This window comes from Serratia sp. (in: enterobacteria) (genome assembly GCF_052400455.1).
GTDB classification, from domain to species: Bacteria; Pseudomonadota; Gammaproteobacteria; order Enterobacterales; family Enterobacteriaceae; genus Serratia; species Serratia ureilytica.
Genome location: NZ_CP185812.1, coordinates 779770 through 798442, shown reverse-complemented (window position 1 = coordinate 798442; position 18673 = coordinate 779770). Strand labels below are relative to the sequence as shown.

Below are 18673 nucleotides of genomic sequence, written 5' to 3'. Positions count from 1 at the left end.
CCTGATACTTGAAATTACCTGTGCGGCCCCTCTGCCCAGGGGCCGCCCGGCCTCACTCCCAAAAATCTCGCGCCGGATCCAGCACCGGTTTGACGATGCCCGCGCGAACGGTGAAGTCGCCGAAACCTTCGCCGGCGTTGCGCTCCTTCGCCCAGCGCCCCACCAGCAGATCGATCTCGCTCAGGATCTCATCTTCGTTGATGTTCTCGCGGTACATGCGCGGAATGCGCGTGCCTTCGCGGTTGCCGCCCAAATGCAGGTTATAGCGGCCGACCGCCTTGCCCACCAGCCCCAGCTCCGCCAGCAGCGCGCGGCCGCAGCCGTTCGGGCAGCCGGTGATGCGCAGCACGATATGCTCGTCGCCCATCCCGTGCCGATGCATGATCTCCTCAACCTTGGTGACGAACTGCGGCAGGAAGCGCTCGGCCTCCGCCATCGCCAGCGGGCAGGTCGGGAACGACACACAGGCCATCGAGTTCTTGCGTTGCTCGCTGATCTGGTCGTCGATCAGGCCATGATCGCGCGCCAAGGCGTCGATCTTGGCCTTCTCGCTTTCCGGCACGCCGGCGATGATCACGTTTTGGTTCGCCGTCAGGCGGAAGTCGCCTTTATGGATCTTGGCGATCTCCGCCATGCCGGTCTTCAGCGGGCGCCCCGGATAGTCCAGCAGGCGGCCGTTCTCGATAAACAGCGTCAGATGCCACTGATCGTCGATGCCCTTCACCCAACCGATGCGATCGCCACGGCCGGTGAATTCATACGGGCGGATCGGCGCGAAGGTGATGCCGGCGCGCTTTTCCACTTCGGCGCGGAAAACGTCCACGCCGACGCGCTCCAGCGTGTATTTGGTCTTGGCGTTCTTGCGGTCGGTGCGGTTGCCCCAGTCGCGCTGCGTGGTGACCACCGCTTCCGCCACCGCCAACGTATGCTCGAGCGGAATGTAGCCGAACTCGCTGGCCTGCCGCGCGTAGGTTTTCTTGTTGCCGTGCTCAATGGACAGCCCGCCGCCCACCAGCAGGTTGAAGCCCACCAGCTTGCCGTTTTCGGCGATCGCCACGAAGTTCATGTCGTTGGCGTGCAGATCGACGTCGTTCTGCGGCGGGATCACCACCGTGGTTTTGAATTTGCGCGGCAGGTAGGTCGGCCCCAGAATCGGCTCTTCGTCGGTAGTGGCCACCTTCTCCTGATCCAGCCACACCTCTGCGTAGGCGCGGGTGCGCGGCAGCAGGTGTTCAGAGATCTTCTTCGCCCACTCGTAGGCTTCCTGATGCAGCTCGGACTCCACCGGGTTGGAGGTGCACAGCACGTTGCGGTTCACGTCGTTGGCGGTCGCCAGCGCGTCCAGCCCCAGGCGATTCAGCAACTGGTGCACCGGTTTGACGTTGCCTTTCAGGATGCCGTGAAACTGGAACGTCTGGCGGTTGGTGATGCGAATGCTGCCGTACAGCGTGCTCTCCTGCGCGAACTTGTCGATGCCCAGCCACTGCTGCGGGCTGATGACGCCGCCCGGCAGGCGGCAGCGCAGCATCATGGCGTGGCGCGGCTCCAGCTTCTGCTCGGCGCGTTCGGCGCGAATGTCGCGGTCATCCTGCTGGTACATGCCGTGAAAACGGATCAGCAGGAAGTTGTCGCCGTTGAAGCCGCCGGTCAGGCCGTCGTTCAAATCTTCGGCGATGGTGCCACGCAGGAAGTTGCTCTCCTTCTTCATGCGCTCCGCATCGGCCAGTTTGCCTTCGACCACCAAAGGCCCGGGGTGTTTATCACTCATCAGTAAACATCTCGCTGATAACGGCGCTCAAGGCGCAGCTCACTTAAAAATTCATCCGCCTGCTCGGTATCCATGCCACCGTGCTCGGCCACCAGTTCCAGTAATGTGTGTTCCACGTCTTTCGCCATGCGATTGGCATCGCCGCAGACGTAAATGTGCGCGCCTTCCTGAATCCAGCGCCACACTTCCGCGCCCTGTTCGCGCAGTTTGTCTTGTACGTATATTTTATGTTGCTGGTCGCGGGACCAGGCCAGATCGATGCGGGTCAGCAGGCCGTCTTTCACGTAGCGCTGCCATTCAACCTGGTACAGGAAATCTTCGGTAAAGTGCGGGTTGCCGAAGAACAGCCAGTTTTTGCCGCCGGCGCCGTCGGCGTCGCGCTGCTGCATAAAGGCGCGGAACGGCGCGATGCCGGTGCCCGGGCCGATCATGATCACCGGCGTTTCCGGGTTGGCCGGCAGACGGAAGTTGTCGTTGTGCTCGATAAACACCCGCACGTCGCCGTCCTCCTCCAGGCGATCCGCCAGGAAACCGGAGGCGCCGCCGCTGCGAGCGCGCCCGTCGATGTCGTAACGCACGACGCCCACGGTGATGTGCACTTCGTTCTCATTTTCCGCCTGTGAAGAGGCGATGGAGTACAGGCGCGGCGTCAGCGGACGCAGCAGCCCGACCAGCTGTTCGGCGCTCAGATCCGCCGGCGCCTGGCGCACCATGTCGACGATCGGCGTGTTGTGCGCATACTGCTGCAGCGCGGCTTTATCCGCCAACAGACCGATCAGCTTTTCGTCGCGCGACAGCGCGGCGTATTTATCGACGATTGGCGTGGTGTTCTGCGTCAGTTCGAAATGGCTGCGCAGCGCCTGCGCCAGCGGCAGGGTTTGCCCTTCCACCTCCACCGGTTCGTCGCCTTTCAGCCACAATAGCTGCACCAATTCGTCCACCAGCGCCGGATCGTTGTCGAACCATACGCCGAGCGCATCGCCAGGCTGGTAGCGCAGGCCCGAATCGCCCAAATCGATCTCGATATGGCGCACGTCTTTATCGGACGCGCGGCCGGTAATTTTCTGCTTGACCGCCAGTTGGGCGGTGAGCGGTTGTTCCTTGCTGTACGGGCTGCTGTCGATCAGGTCGACCGCGCCGCTGGCCAACGCGCCCGGCGCGGCGCTTTCCGCCGGCGCGCGCGCCTTCAGCACCGACACCACCTGTTTGCGCCAGGCGGCGGCCAGTTCCTGATACTCCACGTCGGCATCCACGCGCTCCACCAGGCGCTCGGCGCCCAGTTCGGCCAACTTGGCGTCGAAATCTTTACCGGACTGACAGAAATTCTCATAAGAGGTGTCGCCCAGCCCGAACACCGCAAACGCGGTGTCACTCAGCTTCGGCGCCTTTTTCGAGAACAGGTATTTATGCAGCGCCACCGCTTCTTCCGCCGGCTCGCCTTCCCCTTGCGTGGAGGCGACGATCACCAGCAGGCGCTCTTGCGCTATCTGCTTGAACTTGTAATCGCCGGCGCTGATCAGCGTGGCGTTCAGATTGGCGGCCAGCAAATCGTCGCGCAGCTGCTCCGCCAGGCGGCGCGCATTGCCGGTCTGCGAAGCGGAAATGATGGTGATGCCGGCGGCGGCAGGGGCGGCGGGCGCAATGGCCACGGCTCCTGGCTGTTGATTGACCATGCCCCAAAAATAACCGGACAGCCACGCCAGCTGCGTCGGCGAATAGTCGCCGATCGTCGCCTGCAGGCGTGCCAGCTGTTCGGGCGTCAGCGGGAGCAAAGATGTTGGAGGAGCCTGAGTCGTCATTGCTGTACTTATTTCCTATACTTAGCGCCTTTCCTGCCAGGCGCGCGCCAGTGTCAGTCGCTGTCTCTTCGCTGCGTCGGGCGTGCGGAAAAGATCAGGAGAGTTTGTAAGGTTACCGAGCAGAATAGCAACGATTAAATAAGGGATAGCAATAAATCATAACCAAAATGACTAAGCTGTTTTTCTGGTAAGGGATAACGCTTAAACCGTTAAACAAAGTTTTTTATCCAGATGAAAATAAAGCACTTTTTTTCATCATTTTTTCACCGTTCAACATTTCGGCTCATAACCCCAGCCGATAGGTGCCGCAGACACCAAACAAAAAAAGTGTTAACCGGATGCGTTTGCCGTGGCGGTAGACCATAACGGTATAAATGGCAAGCAGACGCGCTTTCCGGTACTATGCGGCGGTTTTTGAGTCAATGAGGCCGTAATAATGGCAACCACGCTGTTTAAAGATTTTCAGTTTGAAGCCGCACACCGTTTGCCGCATGTGCCGGAGGGCCACAAATGCGGCCGTCTGCATGGGCATTCGTTTATGGTGCGTCTGGAAGTGACCGGTGAAGTGGATCCCCACACCGGTTGGGTGATGGATTTCGCCGAGCTCAAGGCTGTGTTTTCCCCGATCTGGGAGCGGCTGGATCACCATTATCTGAACGATATTCCAGGATTGGAAAATCCCACCAGCGAAGTGCTCGCCGCCTGGATTTGGCAGCAGCTCAAGCCCCAGTTACCGGAACTGACTGCGGTGATGGTGAAAGAGACCTGTACGGCGGGATGCGTATATAAAGGTTGATGCCGTGAGGGTATGTGCAGATACCCTCACACTACCTCGCCTTGCAGATCCAGACGCCGCGCCGTCCAGGGCCTTTCCGACAGGCTCAACGCCATTCCCCCTCGATAGACAAACGTTTTGCTCTCGCCGTCCTCAATGAACGACGTCTCGTTTTCCATCGCCCGATAGCCGGCGCCGGTATAGTACTTTTCGCTTACCGCAAACAGTATGGAATACGCGATCCCTTTACTGCGCAAATAGTCATGCGCCTTCACCAGCATGTTTGCGGCCACGCCGCGGCGCCGATGCGTGTGTGCCACGGCCACCAGCCCGATGATGCCGATCACCTCGGCCTCACCGTCAATCAACACCGGCCGCTCATGCACCGCCAGTTGGCCGACGATCGCCTCGCCTTCCGTGGCGGTCACCAGGCAAGCCGGCACCTGCCGCCGATAAAATCCGTCGGTTATCTCGGGGAAAGCGTCGGACAACAACGAACGAATCGACCGCAATTCCGCTTCCGTCACCGCCTCGAATGCACGCGATACAATTTTCACCGTAACTCCCGTCCCGTTCGAAGGCCTGCGGCCAATAAAAAACTCAGGCGATATTCAGATATTTGTGGGTCTGCATCGACAACCGCCAATTGCGCGCAATGCAGGTTTCGATGCACAGGCGGGTCGCCTCTTCTTTCTGGCTGATCGGCTGCAGCGCGATAATGCGCGCCTTATCGTCCTGCAGCGTCGCCAGCAGCGCATCCAGCGCCTCGATATCGCGCTCGCGCGCCACCGGATGCTTCACCTCGTCGGCGCGCCGCAGCGCCTGATCCAGCACCTTCATGCCGCCGCGCATATTCACCTTGGGCGAAACCGTCACCCAGGTGTTGGCGGAGCAGCGGATTTCGTGGGTGCCGCTGGTTTCAATCTGGCAACGGTAGCCGTGCTGTTCGAACAGCTCGGTCAACGGCGCCAGATCGTAGATGCAGGGTTCACCGCCGGTGATCACCACATGGCGCGCGGTGTAACCTTGTTGGCGCATCACCGCCAACAGCTGCTCGGCGCCGGCATTGCCCCAGGCGTCGCTCTCTTCTGTTTTGACCAGGATCCGTTGCAGGTCGACTTCTCGATGGGCTTCCTTTTCCCAGGTATGTTTGGTGTCGCACCAGCTGCACCCTACCGGGCAGCCCTGCAGGCGGATGAAAATGGCCGGAACGCCGGTGAAAAAGCCTTCGCCCTGCAAGGTTTGGAACATCTCGTTGATCGGGTACTGCATCGGTTTCTCAATCTGGAAAAGTAAAAAGCGATTATCGCAGATTCCGGCCCGGCGACCAAACGGCCAAAATTGTATTAAATTTTATCCTCCGCGCCGCCGTCAGCATATCTCACCGCCAATGGCGTTCATTTAATTTGTGAACCGGTCTTTGGCCTTTCATCGGCGGTGCAACCTGCTCCACAGAAAACAACACACAGTTAACAAATAAGATAATTATATTTGACATAAAGCGCCGACGCGCAGATGTATATACAAGCAAACACAAGCCGAGCGCCAGTTTCGGCCACGTTCCATCCATCACGACTACATCTGCGTTTAGAGGGTGCCATGACTCATTCCACCAGCGAGTTAAACATTCAACAGGCCATCGACGACAGCAAGTTTTCGCTGTTTCACTGGACACTGATCATTCTCGGATTTCTGATCCTCGCCATCGACGGTTTCGATACCGCCGCCATGGGCTATATCGCCCCCTCGGTCGCCAAAGACTGGGGCATCGTGAAGCAGGATCTGGGGCCGGTGCTGAGCGCTGCGCTGCTGGGGCTGTCGCTCGGCGCGCTGATCGCCGGGCCGATCTCCGACCGCATCGGCCGCAAGCGCGTGCTGGTGTTTTCCTGCCTGTTCTTCGGCCTGTCGAGCCTGGCCACCGCCTACGCCGGTTCGCTCAACAGCCTGACGCTGTGGCGCTTCCTCACCGGTCTCGGGCTGGGGGCGGCGATGCCCAACGCCATTACCTTGATCTCCGAATACGCGCCGCAGCGCTGCCGTTCGCTGGCGATCAACACCATGTACTGCGGTTTTCCGCTGGGCGCGGCCGGCGGCGGCGCCATTTCATCGTGGCTGATCCCGACCTACGGCTGGCACAGCGTGCTGCTGCTCGGCGCCATCGCGCCGCTGGTCTTGACTGTCCTGCTGATCCTGCTGCTGCCGGAGTCGGTTAAATATATGGTTAACCGCGGCCAGGATGCGGCGAAGATCAAGCGCATCGCGCAGCGCTTCGTCAGCCGGAGCCTCGACGGCGTGACGCGTTTTTATCTGTACGAAGAGAAGCTGGCGCAGACCAAGACCAGCGTCGGCCTGCTGTTCAGCCGCCCTTACCTGCTCGGCACGCTGATGCTGTGGCTGACCTACTTTATGGGGCTGGTGATCTACTACGTGTTGCTGAGCTGGATGCCAATCCTGATGCAGGGATTGGGCTATCAGTTGGAGCAATCGGCGATGCTCACCTCGCTGTTCACCTTCGGCGGCACGCTGGGCATCTTGGTGGCCGGCTGGTTGATGGACCGCTGGAATGCGCACAAAGTAGTCTCGAGCGGCTTTGTCGTCACCGCCTTGCTGATCGTGGCGATGGCCACCGAGGATAAACAGATCGTGCTGCTGGGCGCCTTCATCTTCCTGATGGGCGTCACCATGAACGGCGCGCAGTCCGGGCTGCAAACGCTGGCGGCGACCTTCTACCCGACCCACAGCCGCGCCACCGGCATCGCCTGGATGCAGGGCATCGGCCGCTTCGGCGGCGTCGCCGGCACCATGATGGGCGCCCAACTGCTGGCCATGCAGTGGGAAGTGCAGAGCATCCTGATGTTCCTGTGCGTGCCGGCGCTGATCGCCGCCATCGCCACGGTGTGCAAGATGAGCCGCAAACCGACGCTGCAGCCGGCCGCCTGACCCTTGCAAGCCCGCCCACGGCGGGCTTTCTTCCTGCGGTGATAGGGCTTTTTTATCCTCCGCCGTCAACTGTAATCAGACTGTAAAAATATTGTGACTAGCCGCCCAAAAATGAGTCAATTTTAATTCATTTTTGCCGAACAGCTCACTTTTCTCCGGCTTTCCGTACCTGAGACCGGCGATAAAAAATCGCATATCAACCTGATATAAAAAGAAAATAACTTTTTCTTATGCCACTTTTCAGCGGCAACTGGTCAGTGTTGCATATGCTTGTACATACAAGTATATGTTAATAAGCCCTACGCATTGTTATGCCGTGGTACTCATCCCCACCGCGGCATGGAATCTGCACCGATACTGTTTGAGGAAAATGCTGTGACTACAAATAACAAAGTTCGCAATGTCGATGTACGCGCGCCACGCGGCACACAATTAAACGCAAAAAGCTGGCTGACCGAAGCGCCGTTACGCATGCTGATGAACAACCTCGATCCTGAAGTTGCGGAGAACCCACACGAGCTGGTGGTGTACGGCGGCATCGGCCGCGCCGCGCGCGACTGGGATTGCTACGACAAGATCGTCGAAACCCTGAAAACGCTGGAAGAAGACGAAACCCTGCTGGTGCAGTCCGGCAAACCGGTCGGCGTCTTCAAAACCCACAGCAACGCGCCGCGCGTGCTGATCGCCAACTCCAACCTGGTGCCGCACTGGGCAACCTGGGAACACTTCAACGAGCTGGACGCCAAAGGCCTGGCGATGTACGGCCAGATGACCGCCGGCAGCTGGATCTACATCGGCAGCCAGGGCATCGTTCAGGGCACCTATGAAACCTTCGTCGAAGCGGGCCGCCAGCACTACGACGGCAGCCTGCAGGGGCGCTGGGTGCTGACCGCCGGTCTGGGCGGCATGGGCGGCGCGCAGCCGCTGGCCGCGACGCTGGCGGGCGCCTGCTCGCTGAACATCGAATGTCAGCAAAGCCGCATCGATTTCCGTCTGAAAACCCGCTACGTCGATGAGCAGGCCAAAGATCTGGACGACGCGCTGGCCCGCATCAAGAAATACACCTCAGAAGGCAAAGCCATCTCCATCGCTCTGTGCGGCAACGCGGCGGAAATCCTGCCTGAGCTGGTGCGCCGCGGCGTGCGCCCGGACATGGTCACCGACCAGACCAGCGCCCACGATCCGCTGAACGGCTACCTGCCGAAGGGCTGGAGCTGGGAAGAGTATCGCCAGCGCGCGCAAACCGAGCCGGCCAAAGTGGTCGCCGCCGCCAAGCAATCGATGGCCGATCACGTCAAAGCCATGCTGGCGTTCCAGCAGATGGGCGTGCCGACCTTCGACTACGGCAACAACATTCGCCAGATGGCGAAAGAAACCGGCGTCGACAACGCCTTCGACTTCCCGGGCTTCGTGCCGGCCTACATCCGTCCGCTGTTCTGCCGCGGCATCGGGCCGTTCCGCTGGGCGGCGCTGTCCGGCGATCCGCAGGACATCTACAAAACTGACGCCATGGTGAAAGAGCTGATCCCGGATGACGAGCACCTGCACCGCTGGCTGGACATGGCGCGCGAGCGCATCAGCTTCCAGGGCCTGCCGGCGCGCATCTGCTGGGTTGGCCTCGGCCAGCGCGCCAAGCTGGGCCTGGCGTTCAACGAGATGGTGCGCCGCGGCGAACTGTCCGCTCCGATCGTCATCGGCCGCGACCACCTGGATTCCGGCTCCGTTTCCAGCCCGAACCGTGAAACCGAAGCGATGAAAGACGGCTCCGATGCCGTTTCCGACTGGCCGCTGCTGAACGCGCTGCTGAATACCGCCAGCGGCGCCACCTGGGTTTCCCTGCACCACGGCGGCGGCGTCGGCATGGGCTTCTCCCAACACTCTGGCATGGTGATCGTCTGCGACGGCACCGACGAAGCCGCCGAGCGCATCGCCCGCGTCCTGCACAATGACCCGGCTACCGGGGTCATGCGTCACGCCGACGCCGGTTACGATATCGCTATCGACTGCGCCCGTGAGCAAGGCCTGAACCTGCCGATGGTTGCCGCGACCCAAGGAGAAAAAGCATGAAAGCGCTAACTATTCGCCCTGGCAAACTGACGCTGGCCCAGCTACGCGACGTGTATCAACACCCGGTGACGCTGACGCTGGACGACAACGCCTACGGCCCTATCCAGCAGAGCGTGGCCTGCGTGGAACGCATCGTTGAAGAAAACCGCACCACTTACGGCATCAACACCGGGTTTGGCCTGCTGGCTTCGACCCGCATCGCCCGCGACGATTTGGAAAACCTGCAGCGTTCGATCGTGCTGTCACACGCCGCCGGCGTGGGCGAGCCCACCGACGACAATCTGGTGCGCCTGATCATGGTGCTGAAAATCAACAGCCTGTCGCGCGGCTTCTCCGGCATTCGTCTGGAAGTCATCCAGGCGCTGATCGCGCTGGTCAACGCCGAAGTTTATCCGCATATCCCGCTGAAGGGCTCGGTCGGCGCCTCCGGCGACCTGGCGCCGCTGGCGCACATGAGCCTGGTGCTGCTGGGCGAAGGCCAGGCGCGTCATCAGGGCCAATGGCTGCCGGCGACCGAAGCGCTGGCCAAGGCCGGTCTGAAACCGCTGACGCTGGCGGCGAAAGATGGCCTGGCGCTGCTGAACGGCACTCAGGTCTCCGCCGCCTTCGCGCTGCGCGGCCTGTTCGACGCGGAAGACCTGTTCGCCGCCGCGACCGTGGCGGGCAGCCTGACGGTGGAAGCGGCGCTGGGCTCCCGCAGCCCGTTCGATGCGCGTATCCATGAGGTGCGCGGCCAGCGCGGCCAGATCGACGCCGCCCTCGCCTACCGCCACCTGCTCGGCGCGCGCAGCGAAGTCTCCGACTCGCACCGCAACTGCGAAAAAGTGCAGGATCCTTACTCCCTGCGCTGCCAGCCGCAGGTGATGGGCGCCTGCCTGACGCAGATCCGCCAGGCCGCCGAGGTGCTGGAAATCGAAGCCAACGCCGTCTCCGATAACCCGCTGGTGTTTGCCGAACAGGGCGACGTGCTGTCCGGCGGCAACTTCCACGCCGAACCGGTAGCGATGGCCGCCGATAACCTGGCGCTGGCGTTTGCCGAAATCGGTTCGCTGTCCGAACGCCGCATCTCGCTGATGATGGACAAACACATGTCGCAACTGCCGCCGTTCCTGGTGGAAAACGGCGGCGTGAACTCCGGCTTCATGATCGCTCAGGTCACCGCCGCGGCGCTGGCCAGCGAAAACAAAGCGCTGGCGCATCCGTCGAGCGTCGACAGCATCCCGACCTCCGCCAACCAGGAAGACCACGTCTCCATGGCGCCAGCCGCCGGTCGCCGCCTGTGGAGCATGGCGGACAACGTGCGCGGCATTCTGGCGGTCGAATGGCTGGCCGCCTGCCAGGGCCTGGATTTCCGCAACGGCCTGAAGACCTCGGAAGGTCTGGAGCAGGCGCGCCGTCTGCTGCGCGAGCATGTCAGTTTCTACGACAAGGATCGTTTCTTCGCCCCCGACATTGAAGCCGCCAGCCAACTCTTGGCGGCCGGTCACCTGACATCGCTGCTGCCTGCGGCGCTGCTGCCTAGCCAGGCATAATCATCACACACTGAATCACGCAGTTTGTTCTGCCCCGCCGGGTGCGTTCCACCCGGTGCGGGCAGCGCGTGCCTGTTCGGCAAACACTTAACGGGAAACAACATGCGTAACGAAACGACACAACTCAGACGCGGACTAAACGCGCGGCATATCCGTTTCATGGCTCTCGGCTCGGCGATCGGCACCGGCCTGTTCTACGGCTCCGCCGGCGCCATCCAACTGGCCGGCCCGGCGGTGCTGCTGGCCTATCTGGTGGGCGGCGCGGCGGTATTCATGGTGATGCGCGCGCTGGGTGAAATGGCGGTGCATCAGCCGGTTTCCGGCTCGTTCGGCCACTACGCCAGCCACTATCTCGGCCCGCTGGCCGGGTTCCTCACCGGCTGGACCTACACCTTCGAAATGGTGATCGTCGCCCTGGCGGACGTCACCGCCTTCGGCATCTATATGGGGCTGTGGTTCCCGGACGTCGCTCAGTGGGTTTGGGTGCTCAGCATCATCCTGTTTATCGGCGCGCTCAACCTGTGCAGCGTCAAGGTCTTCGGCGAGCTGGAGTTCTGGCTGTCGCTGGTCAAGGTCGCCGCCATCGTGGCGATGATCGTCGGCGGTGCAGCGGTGATGCTGTTCGGTTTCGGGCAAACCCAGCACGCCACCGGCATCAGCAACCTGTGGCAACACGGCGGCTTTATGCCTAACGGCATCGGCGGCGTGGTCGCGTCATTGGCGGTGGTGATGTTCGCCTTCGGCGGCATCGAGATCATCGGCATTACCGCCAGCGAGGCGAAAGACCCCGCCAAAGTGCTGCCGAAGGCGATCAACGCCGTGCCGGTGCGCATCCTGCTGTTTTACGTGCTGACGCTGACGGTGCTGATGGCTATCTATCCGTGGAACAGCATCGGCCAGAACGGCAGCCCGTTCGTTGAGATCTTCAGCAACCTCGGCATCAGCTCCGCCGCCAACGTGCTGAACGTGGTGGTGATCACCGCGGCCATTTCGGCCATCAACAGCGACATCTTCGGCGCCGGCCGCATGATGTACGGCATGGCGCAGGACGGCCAGGCGCCGCGCAGCTTCACCAAGCTGACCGCCAGCGGCGTGCCGTGGATGACGGTGCTGGTCATGTCAATCGCCCTGCTGCTGGCGGTGGTGCTCAACTACCTGATCCCGGAGAAGGTCTTCATGATCATCGCCTCGATCGCCACCTTCGCCACCGTCTGGGTGTGGCTGATGATCCTGCTGTCGCAGATCGTCATGCGCCGCACGCTGTCGCCGGAAGAAACGCGTCAGTTGAGCTTCCCGGTGCCGTGGTGGCCGGTGGCGCCGGCATTGGCGACCGCCTTTATGGCGTTCGTCATCGGCCTGCTCGGCTACTTCGAAGAGAGCCGCATCGCGCTGTACGTCGGGCTGGTGTGGATCGCGTTCCTCACAGCGGCTTACTGGCTGTGGGTGCGCAAAAAAGGCGGCGGTTCGCCGGTGACCACCGCGACGCAACAGATGTAACGCTCGCTTCGGCCAAAACCCGCTGCGGCGGGTTTTTTTATTGCGCCTGCGCCAGCGCCTGCAGGATATCCGCCTGCAGATCGTCAAACGCCTCCAGCCCGGCGGACAGCCGCACCAGCCCCTCGCTGATGTGGTGCCGTTTCCGCTCTTCCGGCGTGTAGGCCGAGTGCGTCATGCTGGCCGGGTGTTGCGCCAGGCTTTCGCAATCGCCCAGGCTGACCGCGCGCAAGATGAGCTGCAGCGCATTGAGGAAGCGAATGCCCGCACGCATTCCGCCCCGCAGTTCAAACGCCAGCATGCCACCGGGGCGCGCCATTTGCCGCTGCGCCAACGCATGCTGCGGGAAGTTCGCCAGGCCGGGGTAATACACCCGCTCGATCGCCGGATGCTCCGTCAGCATCTCCGCCAGGCGCTGCGCGTTATCGCAATGACGATCCATGCGCAGCGGCAGGGTTTTCATCCCGCGCAGCACCAGCGCGGCATCCTGCGCCGACAGTACCGCCCCGGTCATGTCCTTTAGCCCCTCCAGACGGATCGCTTCGGCCAACGCCTGACGCGTCACCGCTATTCCGGCCAGGAGATCGCCGTGTCCGCCGAGGTACTTGGTCGCCGAGTGCACCACGATATCGGCGCCTAGCGCCAAAGGCCGCTGCAGATAGGGCGTGCAATAGGTGTTGTCCACCAGCAACAGCGCCTGATGCCGATGGGCAATCTCCGCCACGGCGGCGATATCGATCAAACGCATATTGGGATTGGCCGGCGTTTCGCAATACACCAGGCGGGTACGCGGTCCAATGGCCGCCGCCAGCCGCTCCGGCCGGGTCAGATCAACGTGGGTTATCTTGACGCCAAAGTGCGCCAGGCCATGATGAAAGTAGCTGAAGGTGCAACCATACACGGTTTCGTCGACAATCAGCTCATCGCCCGGTCTGAGCAGCGTCCAGCAACAGGCGGTGATCGCCCCCATGCCGGAAGCGAACGCCACCGCCGCCTCCCCCTCCTCCAGGTTGGCGATGCGTTGCTCGAGCAGGTTTAACGTCGGATTGGCGATGCGCGAGTAAAAGTACCCCGGCTCGGTGCCGGCAAAGCAGGCGCCGCCGTATTCCGCAGTGGGAAAAGCAAACGTAGAGCTCATAAACACCGGCGGAGACAGTGCCCCCTGATACCGCTGCGGATCGTAGCCGTAATGAATAGCCCGGGTGGCAAAGTCGTGGCCAACTGCTGTAGCGGACATAACACAACTCCTTACCTGAGTGGGTGAAGCTTAATTTTTTGATTCATCCGAAAGGGCCGGCGGCAATGCGCTGTCTCGCGTGCGCTGGCCGATGATTTGTAAAGTACGCAGCAGCAGCGTCAACCCCAGCACGGTATCCGGCTGCTTCAGCAAGGCGTACAGCGCGCGAAAACTGGCCGGCGGAGGATTCAATTGCAGCTCGCTGTGCGCCATCTGCAGCGCCGTTCCGCCTTCCCAACCGATGGTCACCAAACCTTCAAAGACGCCGGCCAGTTTCTCCACCAGCGCGTTGTCGGCGATGTCCACCGCGTCCGACAGCAGCGACAACAGATCGACCACGTTATCCAAACGGCCGCCCGCCAGCAGCGGCTGCAGTTTCTCGAGCAACGCCGCCAATGATTGCAGGTCAGCCGCGTGCACCGTGCTTTCCGTCATATCAGCCCCCTTACCGTGGCCCAGTAAAGGCCGCGGTTGAACCCGTTGCGCAGCATGCCGCCCGCCTTGGTGGCGGGCGTCGGCAGCACGTCGTGACGGTAGTCGTACACCAGCGGCATGCCGGCATTCAGCCCCATTTGCGCGACCGCCTGCACCTTGCCGTCATAATGGCTCACGGTTTGGCCCAGCCGCATTTCCGCCACGATGTTGTCGGCAATGACCGGCGCCTGATTATGGCAAGAGCCGCCGGCCTTGCTGACCGGCAAATCCACGGTATCGCCTATGACATACACCCCCTGCTGGCCGTAGACCTGCAGCGTTTGATGATCGGTCGGCAGCCAGCCTTCGCCGTTTTGGCTCTCGCTCAACCCGGTATTGCGCACCGCCTCCACTGCACGGATGGGCGGCGTCGCCATCAGAATGTCGAACGGCTGTTCTTCCCCCTCGGCGGAATAGGCGATGTTGCGCTGAGCGTCCACCCGGCTGAGGGTAAACCCACGCTGGTGGCGAATGTCGCGCGCGGCAAAAATGGCGGGCAGCGCTTCGCCGGTCGGGCGCTGTAAAAACAGACAGTTGCGCAGCAGTTGAGAAATGGTTGGGTAGGTATAAGCGATCTCCACCGCCTTGCGCACGCCGCGCCGCCGCAGGTAGTCGTCCAGCATCAGGGTGGTTTCGATCGGCGCGATGCCGCACTGATGGGGCACATTAGGCGTTTCAGGGAAGGACACAGTGATGAAAATGCGGCCTTTCTCGATCGTCGCCAGCTTAAGCGCCAACCGCCGCGCGGCCTGATACTGGTAGAAATGATCGCCCGCCTGCGCCAACCCTTCGATGCGCTCCGGCCAGGGCACGCAGCCGGTGGCGAAAACCAGGAAGTCATACGGATAATGCTTGCCGCTTTGCGTAATGATATACCGCTGTTTTAAATCAAAAGATTCCGCTTTATCGACGACAAACTGTATTTCCGGCCGCAATAAACTCCGCTGTGAACGCGTGAGCTCCTGCTTGAAAAAATTATTGAATGCAACATACATAAACGCCGGCTTGTAATAATGCAGCGGCGAATCCGAAATCATTAATAACTCAACTTTATTATTGAGAATTTCCCAGTGCAATTTCACGGCCAGCAGATTGGCTAGCATGGTGCCGCCGGTTCCACCGCCGACAATGACGACTCGCTGTCGCATCTGGCCCTCCCCCAGCCGAAACCCGGCAGTATGAAAGAACGCATTACGATGATGGCGATATTTAACGGCAAGAAAAAAATAACGCCGCCTTATTGGCAGTCTAGTAACGAATAATTATAAAGCAAATAAAAACGGAATATAAAAACCGGCAAGAAAACTGCACAATAAATTTATTAGGGTAAACGCAGCGATTATTAATAAATAAAACAGGGTTAACATCGGGACGTCAGCCATAAAAAAACCCGCCGCGGCGGGTTTTTATTTAGCAACCGAATCGGTCGAACTTACTGGCCTTTAACTTCTTTCAGGCCGTTGAACGGCGCACGGTCACCCAGCGCTTCTTCGATGCGGATCAGTTGGTTGTACTTGGCAACGCGGTCAGAACGGCTCATGGAACCGGTTTTGATCTGGCCAGCTGCAGTACCTACCGCCAGGTCGGCGATGGTTGCGTCTTCGGTTTCACCGGAACGGTGAGAGATCACCGCAGTGTAGCCGGCGTCTTTCGCCATCTTGATAGCCGCCAGCGTTTCGGTCAGAGAACCGATCTGGTTGAACTTGATCAGGATGGAGTTAGCGATGCCTTTCTCGATGCCTTCTTTCAGGATCTTGGTGTTGGTCACGAACAGATCGTCGCCCACCAGCTGGATTTTGTCGCCCAGCACTTTGGTCTGGTAAGCGAAGCCCGCCCAGTCGGATTCATCCAGGCCGTCTTCGATAGACACGATTGGGTACTGTTTGGTCAGCTCTTCCAGGAAGTGAGTGAACTCTTCGGAAGTGAAGGCTTTGTTGCCTTCGCCGGCCAGCACGTATTTACCGTCTTTGTAGAATTCGGAAGCCGCGCAGTCCATCGCCAGAGTGACGTCTTTGCCCAGCTCGTAGCCCGCCGCTTTTACCGCTTCAGCGATAACCGCCAGCGCTTCGGCGTTGGAACCCAGGTTTGGCGCGTAGCCGCCTTCGTCGCCCACGGCGGTGTTCATGCCTTTGGCTTTCAGAACTTTCGCCAGGTGGTGGAACACTTCGGAACCGATACGCACCGCTTCTTTCAGGGTCTTCGCGCCAACCGGCTGAATCATGAATTCCTGAATGTCGACGTTGTTGTCAGCGTGCTCGCCGCCGTTGATGATGTTCATCATCGGCAGTGGCATGGAGAATTTGCCTGGGGTGCCGTTCAGTTCAGCGATGTGCTCGTACAGCGGCATGCCTTTAGAGGCTGCGGCCGCTTTCGCTGCTGCCAGGGAAACCGCCAGAATGGCGTTGGCGCCGAAGTTGGATTTGTTTTCGGTGCCGTCCAGCTCGATCATGATCTTGTCGATGTTCGCCTGGTCTTTGGCATCTTTACCCAGTACTGCCTGAGCAATCGGACCGTTTACTGCAGCAACGGCTTTCAGTACGCCTTTACCCAGGAAACGAGACTTGTCACCGTCACGCAGTTCCAGCGCTTCGCGGGAACCGGTAGAAGCACCTGACGGCGCAGCAGCCAGGCCGACGAAACCGCCTTCCAGATGAACTTCGGCTTCAACAGTCGGGTTACCGCGGGAGTCGATGATTTCACGACCGATGACTTTAACGATTTTGGACATTAGGTTTTCCTCAGTACAAGTTAAACTAAAACTCCAGACAAACAGCGCGCGGTTCTCACCGCGCGCCGCCTACCAAATATTTTATTTCACCTGGCGCTTCTGATGCTCGCCTGCGGCTTTCACGAAGCCGGCGAACAGCGGATGCCCATCACGCGGCGTCGATGTAAATTCCGGGTGGAATTGACAGGCCACAAACCACGGGTGATTCGGCAGTTCAATGATCTCGACCAGCTTGTTGTCGGCGGAACGACCGGCGACACGCAGCCCTGCGGCTTCGATCTGCTTCAACAGCATGTTGTTAACTTCGTAACGGTGACGATGACGCTCGACAATGGTCGGTTCGCCGTACAGCTGACGCACCAGGCTGTTGTCGCTCAGGTTGCACTGTTGGCCACCTACGCGCATCGTGCCGCCCAAATCGCTTTCTTCGCTGCGCACTTCGACGTTGCCGTCTTCATCGCGCCATTCGGTGATCAACGCCACCACCGGGTACTTACAGTCTGGCATAAACTCGGTGGAGTTGGCGTTCTCCATCCCCGCCACGTTGCGAGCGAACTCCATCAACGCCACCTGCATGCCCAGGCAAATGCCCAGGTAAGGAATGTTGTTCTCGCGCGCATAGCGTGCGGTCATCACTTTGCCTTCCACGCCGCGGTAGCCGAAGCCGCCCGGGATCAGGATCGCGTCCAGCCCTTTCAGCACTTCCACGCCGCGGGTTTCCACGTCCTGCGAGTCGATCAGCTTGATGTTCACGGTCAGACGGTTTTTCAGCCCGCCGTGCTTCAGCGCTTCGATCACCGACTTGTAGGCGTCCGGCAACTCAACGTATTTGCCGACCATACCGATGGTCACTTCGCCGCCCGGATTGGCTTCTTCGTAGATCACCTGTTCCCATTCGGCCAGGTTGGCTTCCGGCGCGTTCAGGCTGAATCGTTTACAAATATAATCGTCCAGCCCCTGAGATTTCAATAGGCCTGGGATTTTATAAATAGAATCAACGTCTTTCAGAGAGATAACCGCTTTTTCCGGCACGTTGCAGAAAAGCGCGATTTTCGCGCGTTCGTTAGCAGGAACCGCGCGGTCGGAACGGCAAATCAGCACATCAGGCTGAATACCGATGGAAAGCAGCTCTTTTACGGAATGCTGGGTCGGCTTGGTTTTCACTTCGCCCGCCGCCGCCATGTACGGCACCAGCGTCAGGTGCATGTACAGGGTGTGCTCGCGGCCCACTTCCACCGCCATCTGACGGATGGCTTCGAGGAACGGCAGCGATTCGATATCGCCGACGGTGCCGCCGATTTCCACCAGCACCACATCGTGGCCTTCGCCGCCTTCGATGATGCGTTCTTTGATCGCGTTGGTGATGTGCGGAATGACCTGCACGGTCGCGCCCAGATAGTCGCCGCGGCGTTCTTTACGCAGCACGTCGGAGTAGATGCGGCCGGTGGTGAAGTTGTTGCGACGCGACATTTTGGTGCGGATGAAGCGCTCGTAGTGACCCAAATCCAGATCGGTTTCTGCGCCGTCTTCGGTGACGAAAACTTCCCCATGCTGAATCGGGCTCATGGTGCCCGGATCCACGTTGATGTACGGGTCCAGTTTCATGATGGTAACGTTGAGGCCACGGGCTTCAAGAATAGCCGCCAGAGAGGCTGCGGCAATGCCTTTACCCAGAGAGGATACGACCCCGCCGGTCACAAAAATATAATTAGTTGTCATGCTGAACCTGAGAGTTTAGGTTTAAAGACGATGGAAGAACCAGGACGGGAAAGTAGTATACCCGAACCTCTCCTGACCTACAAACGATCGTTTTGCTGTCCATCATCTCGGCCGCCCTCCCGTGTTCATCAGGGTTTACT

Annotated in this window: 14 protein-coding genes; 5 read left to right on the top strand and 9 right to left on the bottom strand. The window is 60.2% G+C overall.

All coding sequences use genetic code 11. The annotated features are described in order from the left end of the window. Positions 1-52: 52 nt before the first annotated feature. Positions 53-1768: an assimilatory sulfite reductase (NADPH) hemoprotein subunit gene (gene cysI / locus ACORQT_RS03690; protein WP_033641880.1), complete on the bottom strand. Its 1716-nt coding sequence runs from the start codon at positions 1766-1768 to the stop codon at positions 53-55. Further along, positions 1768-3567, bottom strand: a complete 1800-nt coding sequence (cysJ, locus tag ACORQT_RS03685; protein ID WP_033651649.1) for an NADPH-dependent assimilatory sulfite reductase flavoprotein subunit — start codon at positions 3565-3567, stop codon at positions 1768-1770. The genes cysI and cysJ overlap by 1 nt, the downstream gene beginning before the upstream one ends. A 436-nt stretch (positions 3568-4003) precedes the next feature. Between cysJ and queD the strand changes: the two genes are divergently transcribed. Continuing rightward, positions 4004-4363 carry a 6-carboxytetrahydropterin synthase QueD gene (gene queD / locus ACORQT_RS03680; RefSeq protein WP_004932638.1) on the top strand — a complete coding sequence of 120 codons (360 nt, stop codon included), beginning with the start codon at positions 4004-4006 and terminating at the stop codon, positions 4361-4363. Positions 4364-4389: 26 nt separating this feature from the next. Here the strand turns inward: queD and ACORQT_RS03675 are convergent, their stop codons facing one another. Together ACORQT_RS03675 and queE are read right to left on the bottom strand one after the other, a co-directional pair. Next, positions 4390-4899, bottom strand: coding sequence for a GNAT family N-acetyltransferase (locus tag ACORQT_RS03675; protein WP_164057573.1), 510 nt, complete (start codon positions 4897-4899; stop codon positions 4390-4392). Positions 4900-4942: 43 nt separating this feature from the next. Continuing rightward, positions 4943-5614 carry a 7-carboxy-7-deazaguanine synthase QueE gene (gene queE / locus ACORQT_RS03670; RefSeq protein WP_033641878.1) on the bottom strand — a complete coding sequence of 224 codons (672 nt, stop codon included), beginning with the start codon at positions 5612-5614 and terminating at the stop codon, positions 4943-4945. Positions 5615-5941: 327 nt separating this feature from the next. On the opposite strand from queE, the gene ACORQT_RS03665 reads away from it, so the two are divergent. From ACORQT_RS03665 to ACORQT_RS03650, 4 genes are all read left to right on the top strand, one after another. Beyond that, positions 5942-7282, top strand: coding sequence for an MFS transporter (locus ACORQT_RS03665; protein WP_089191193.1), 1341 nt, complete (start codon positions 5942-5944; stop codon positions 7280-7282). A gap of 375 nt (positions 7283-7657) precedes the next feature. Beyond that, positions 7658-9349 (top strand): urocanate hydratase, encoded by a 1692-nt coding sequence (hutU, locus tag ACORQT_RS03660; RefSeq protein ID WP_025159649.1) that lies wholly within the window; start codon positions 7658-7660, stop codon positions 9347-9349. Then, positions 9346-10881: a histidine ammonia-lyase gene (hutH, locus tag ACORQT_RS03655; RefSeq protein WP_444859319.1), complete on the top strand. Its 1536-nt coding sequence runs from the start codon at positions 9346-9348 to the stop codon at positions 10879-10881. The genes hutU and hutH overlap by 4 nt, the downstream gene beginning before the upstream one ends. Positions 10882-10983: 102 nt before the next feature. After that, the gene (locus tag ACORQT_RS03650; RefSeq protein WP_164057571.1) at positions 10984-12378 is read left to right on the top strand and encodes an amino acid permease; all 1395 of its coding nucleotides are present in this window, start codon (positions 10984-10986) and stop codon (positions 12376-12378) included. A 37-nt stretch (positions 12379-12415) separates the two neighbouring features. Here the strand turns inward: ACORQT_RS03650 and ACORQT_RS03645 are convergent, their stop codons facing one another. The 5 genes from ACORQT_RS03645 to pyrG form a co-directional block, all read right to left on the bottom strand. Beyond that, on the bottom strand, positions 12416-13612 hold the full coding sequence (locus ACORQT_RS03645; RefSeq protein ID WP_108680182.1) for a methionine gamma-lyase: 1197 nt from the start codon (positions 13610-13612) through the stop codon (positions 12416-12418). 30 nt (positions 13613-13642) lie between these two features. After that, a complete protein-coding gene (locus ACORQT_RS03640; RefSeq protein ID WP_108680181.1) occupies positions 13643-14047 on the bottom strand; it encodes a hypothetical protein in 405 nt (134 codons plus the stop codon). Continuing rightward, the gene (locus ACORQT_RS03635) at positions 14044-15234 is read right to left on the bottom strand and encodes an NAD(P)/FAD-dependent oxidoreductase (protein WP_147838121.1); all 1191 of its coding nucleotides are present in this window, start codon (positions 15232-15234) and stop codon (positions 14044-14046) included. Before ACORQT_RS03635 ends, ACORQT_RS03640 begins: the two co-directional genes overlap by 4 nt. 284 nt (positions 15235-15518) lie before the next feature. Then, positions 15519-16814 (bottom strand): phosphopyruvate hydratase, encoded by a 1296-nt coding sequence (eno, locus tag ACORQT_RS03630; RefSeq protein WP_004932670.1) that lies wholly within the window; start codon positions 16812-16814, stop codon positions 15519-15521. 81 nt (positions 16815-16895) lie between these two features. Beyond that, positions 16896-18533 (bottom strand): glutamine hydrolyzing CTP synthase, encoded by a 1638-nt coding sequence (gene pyrG / locus ACORQT_RS03625; RefSeq protein ID WP_004932674.1) that lies wholly within the window; start codon positions 18531-18533, stop codon positions 16896-16898. Positions 18534-18673 lie beyond the last annotated feature (140 nt).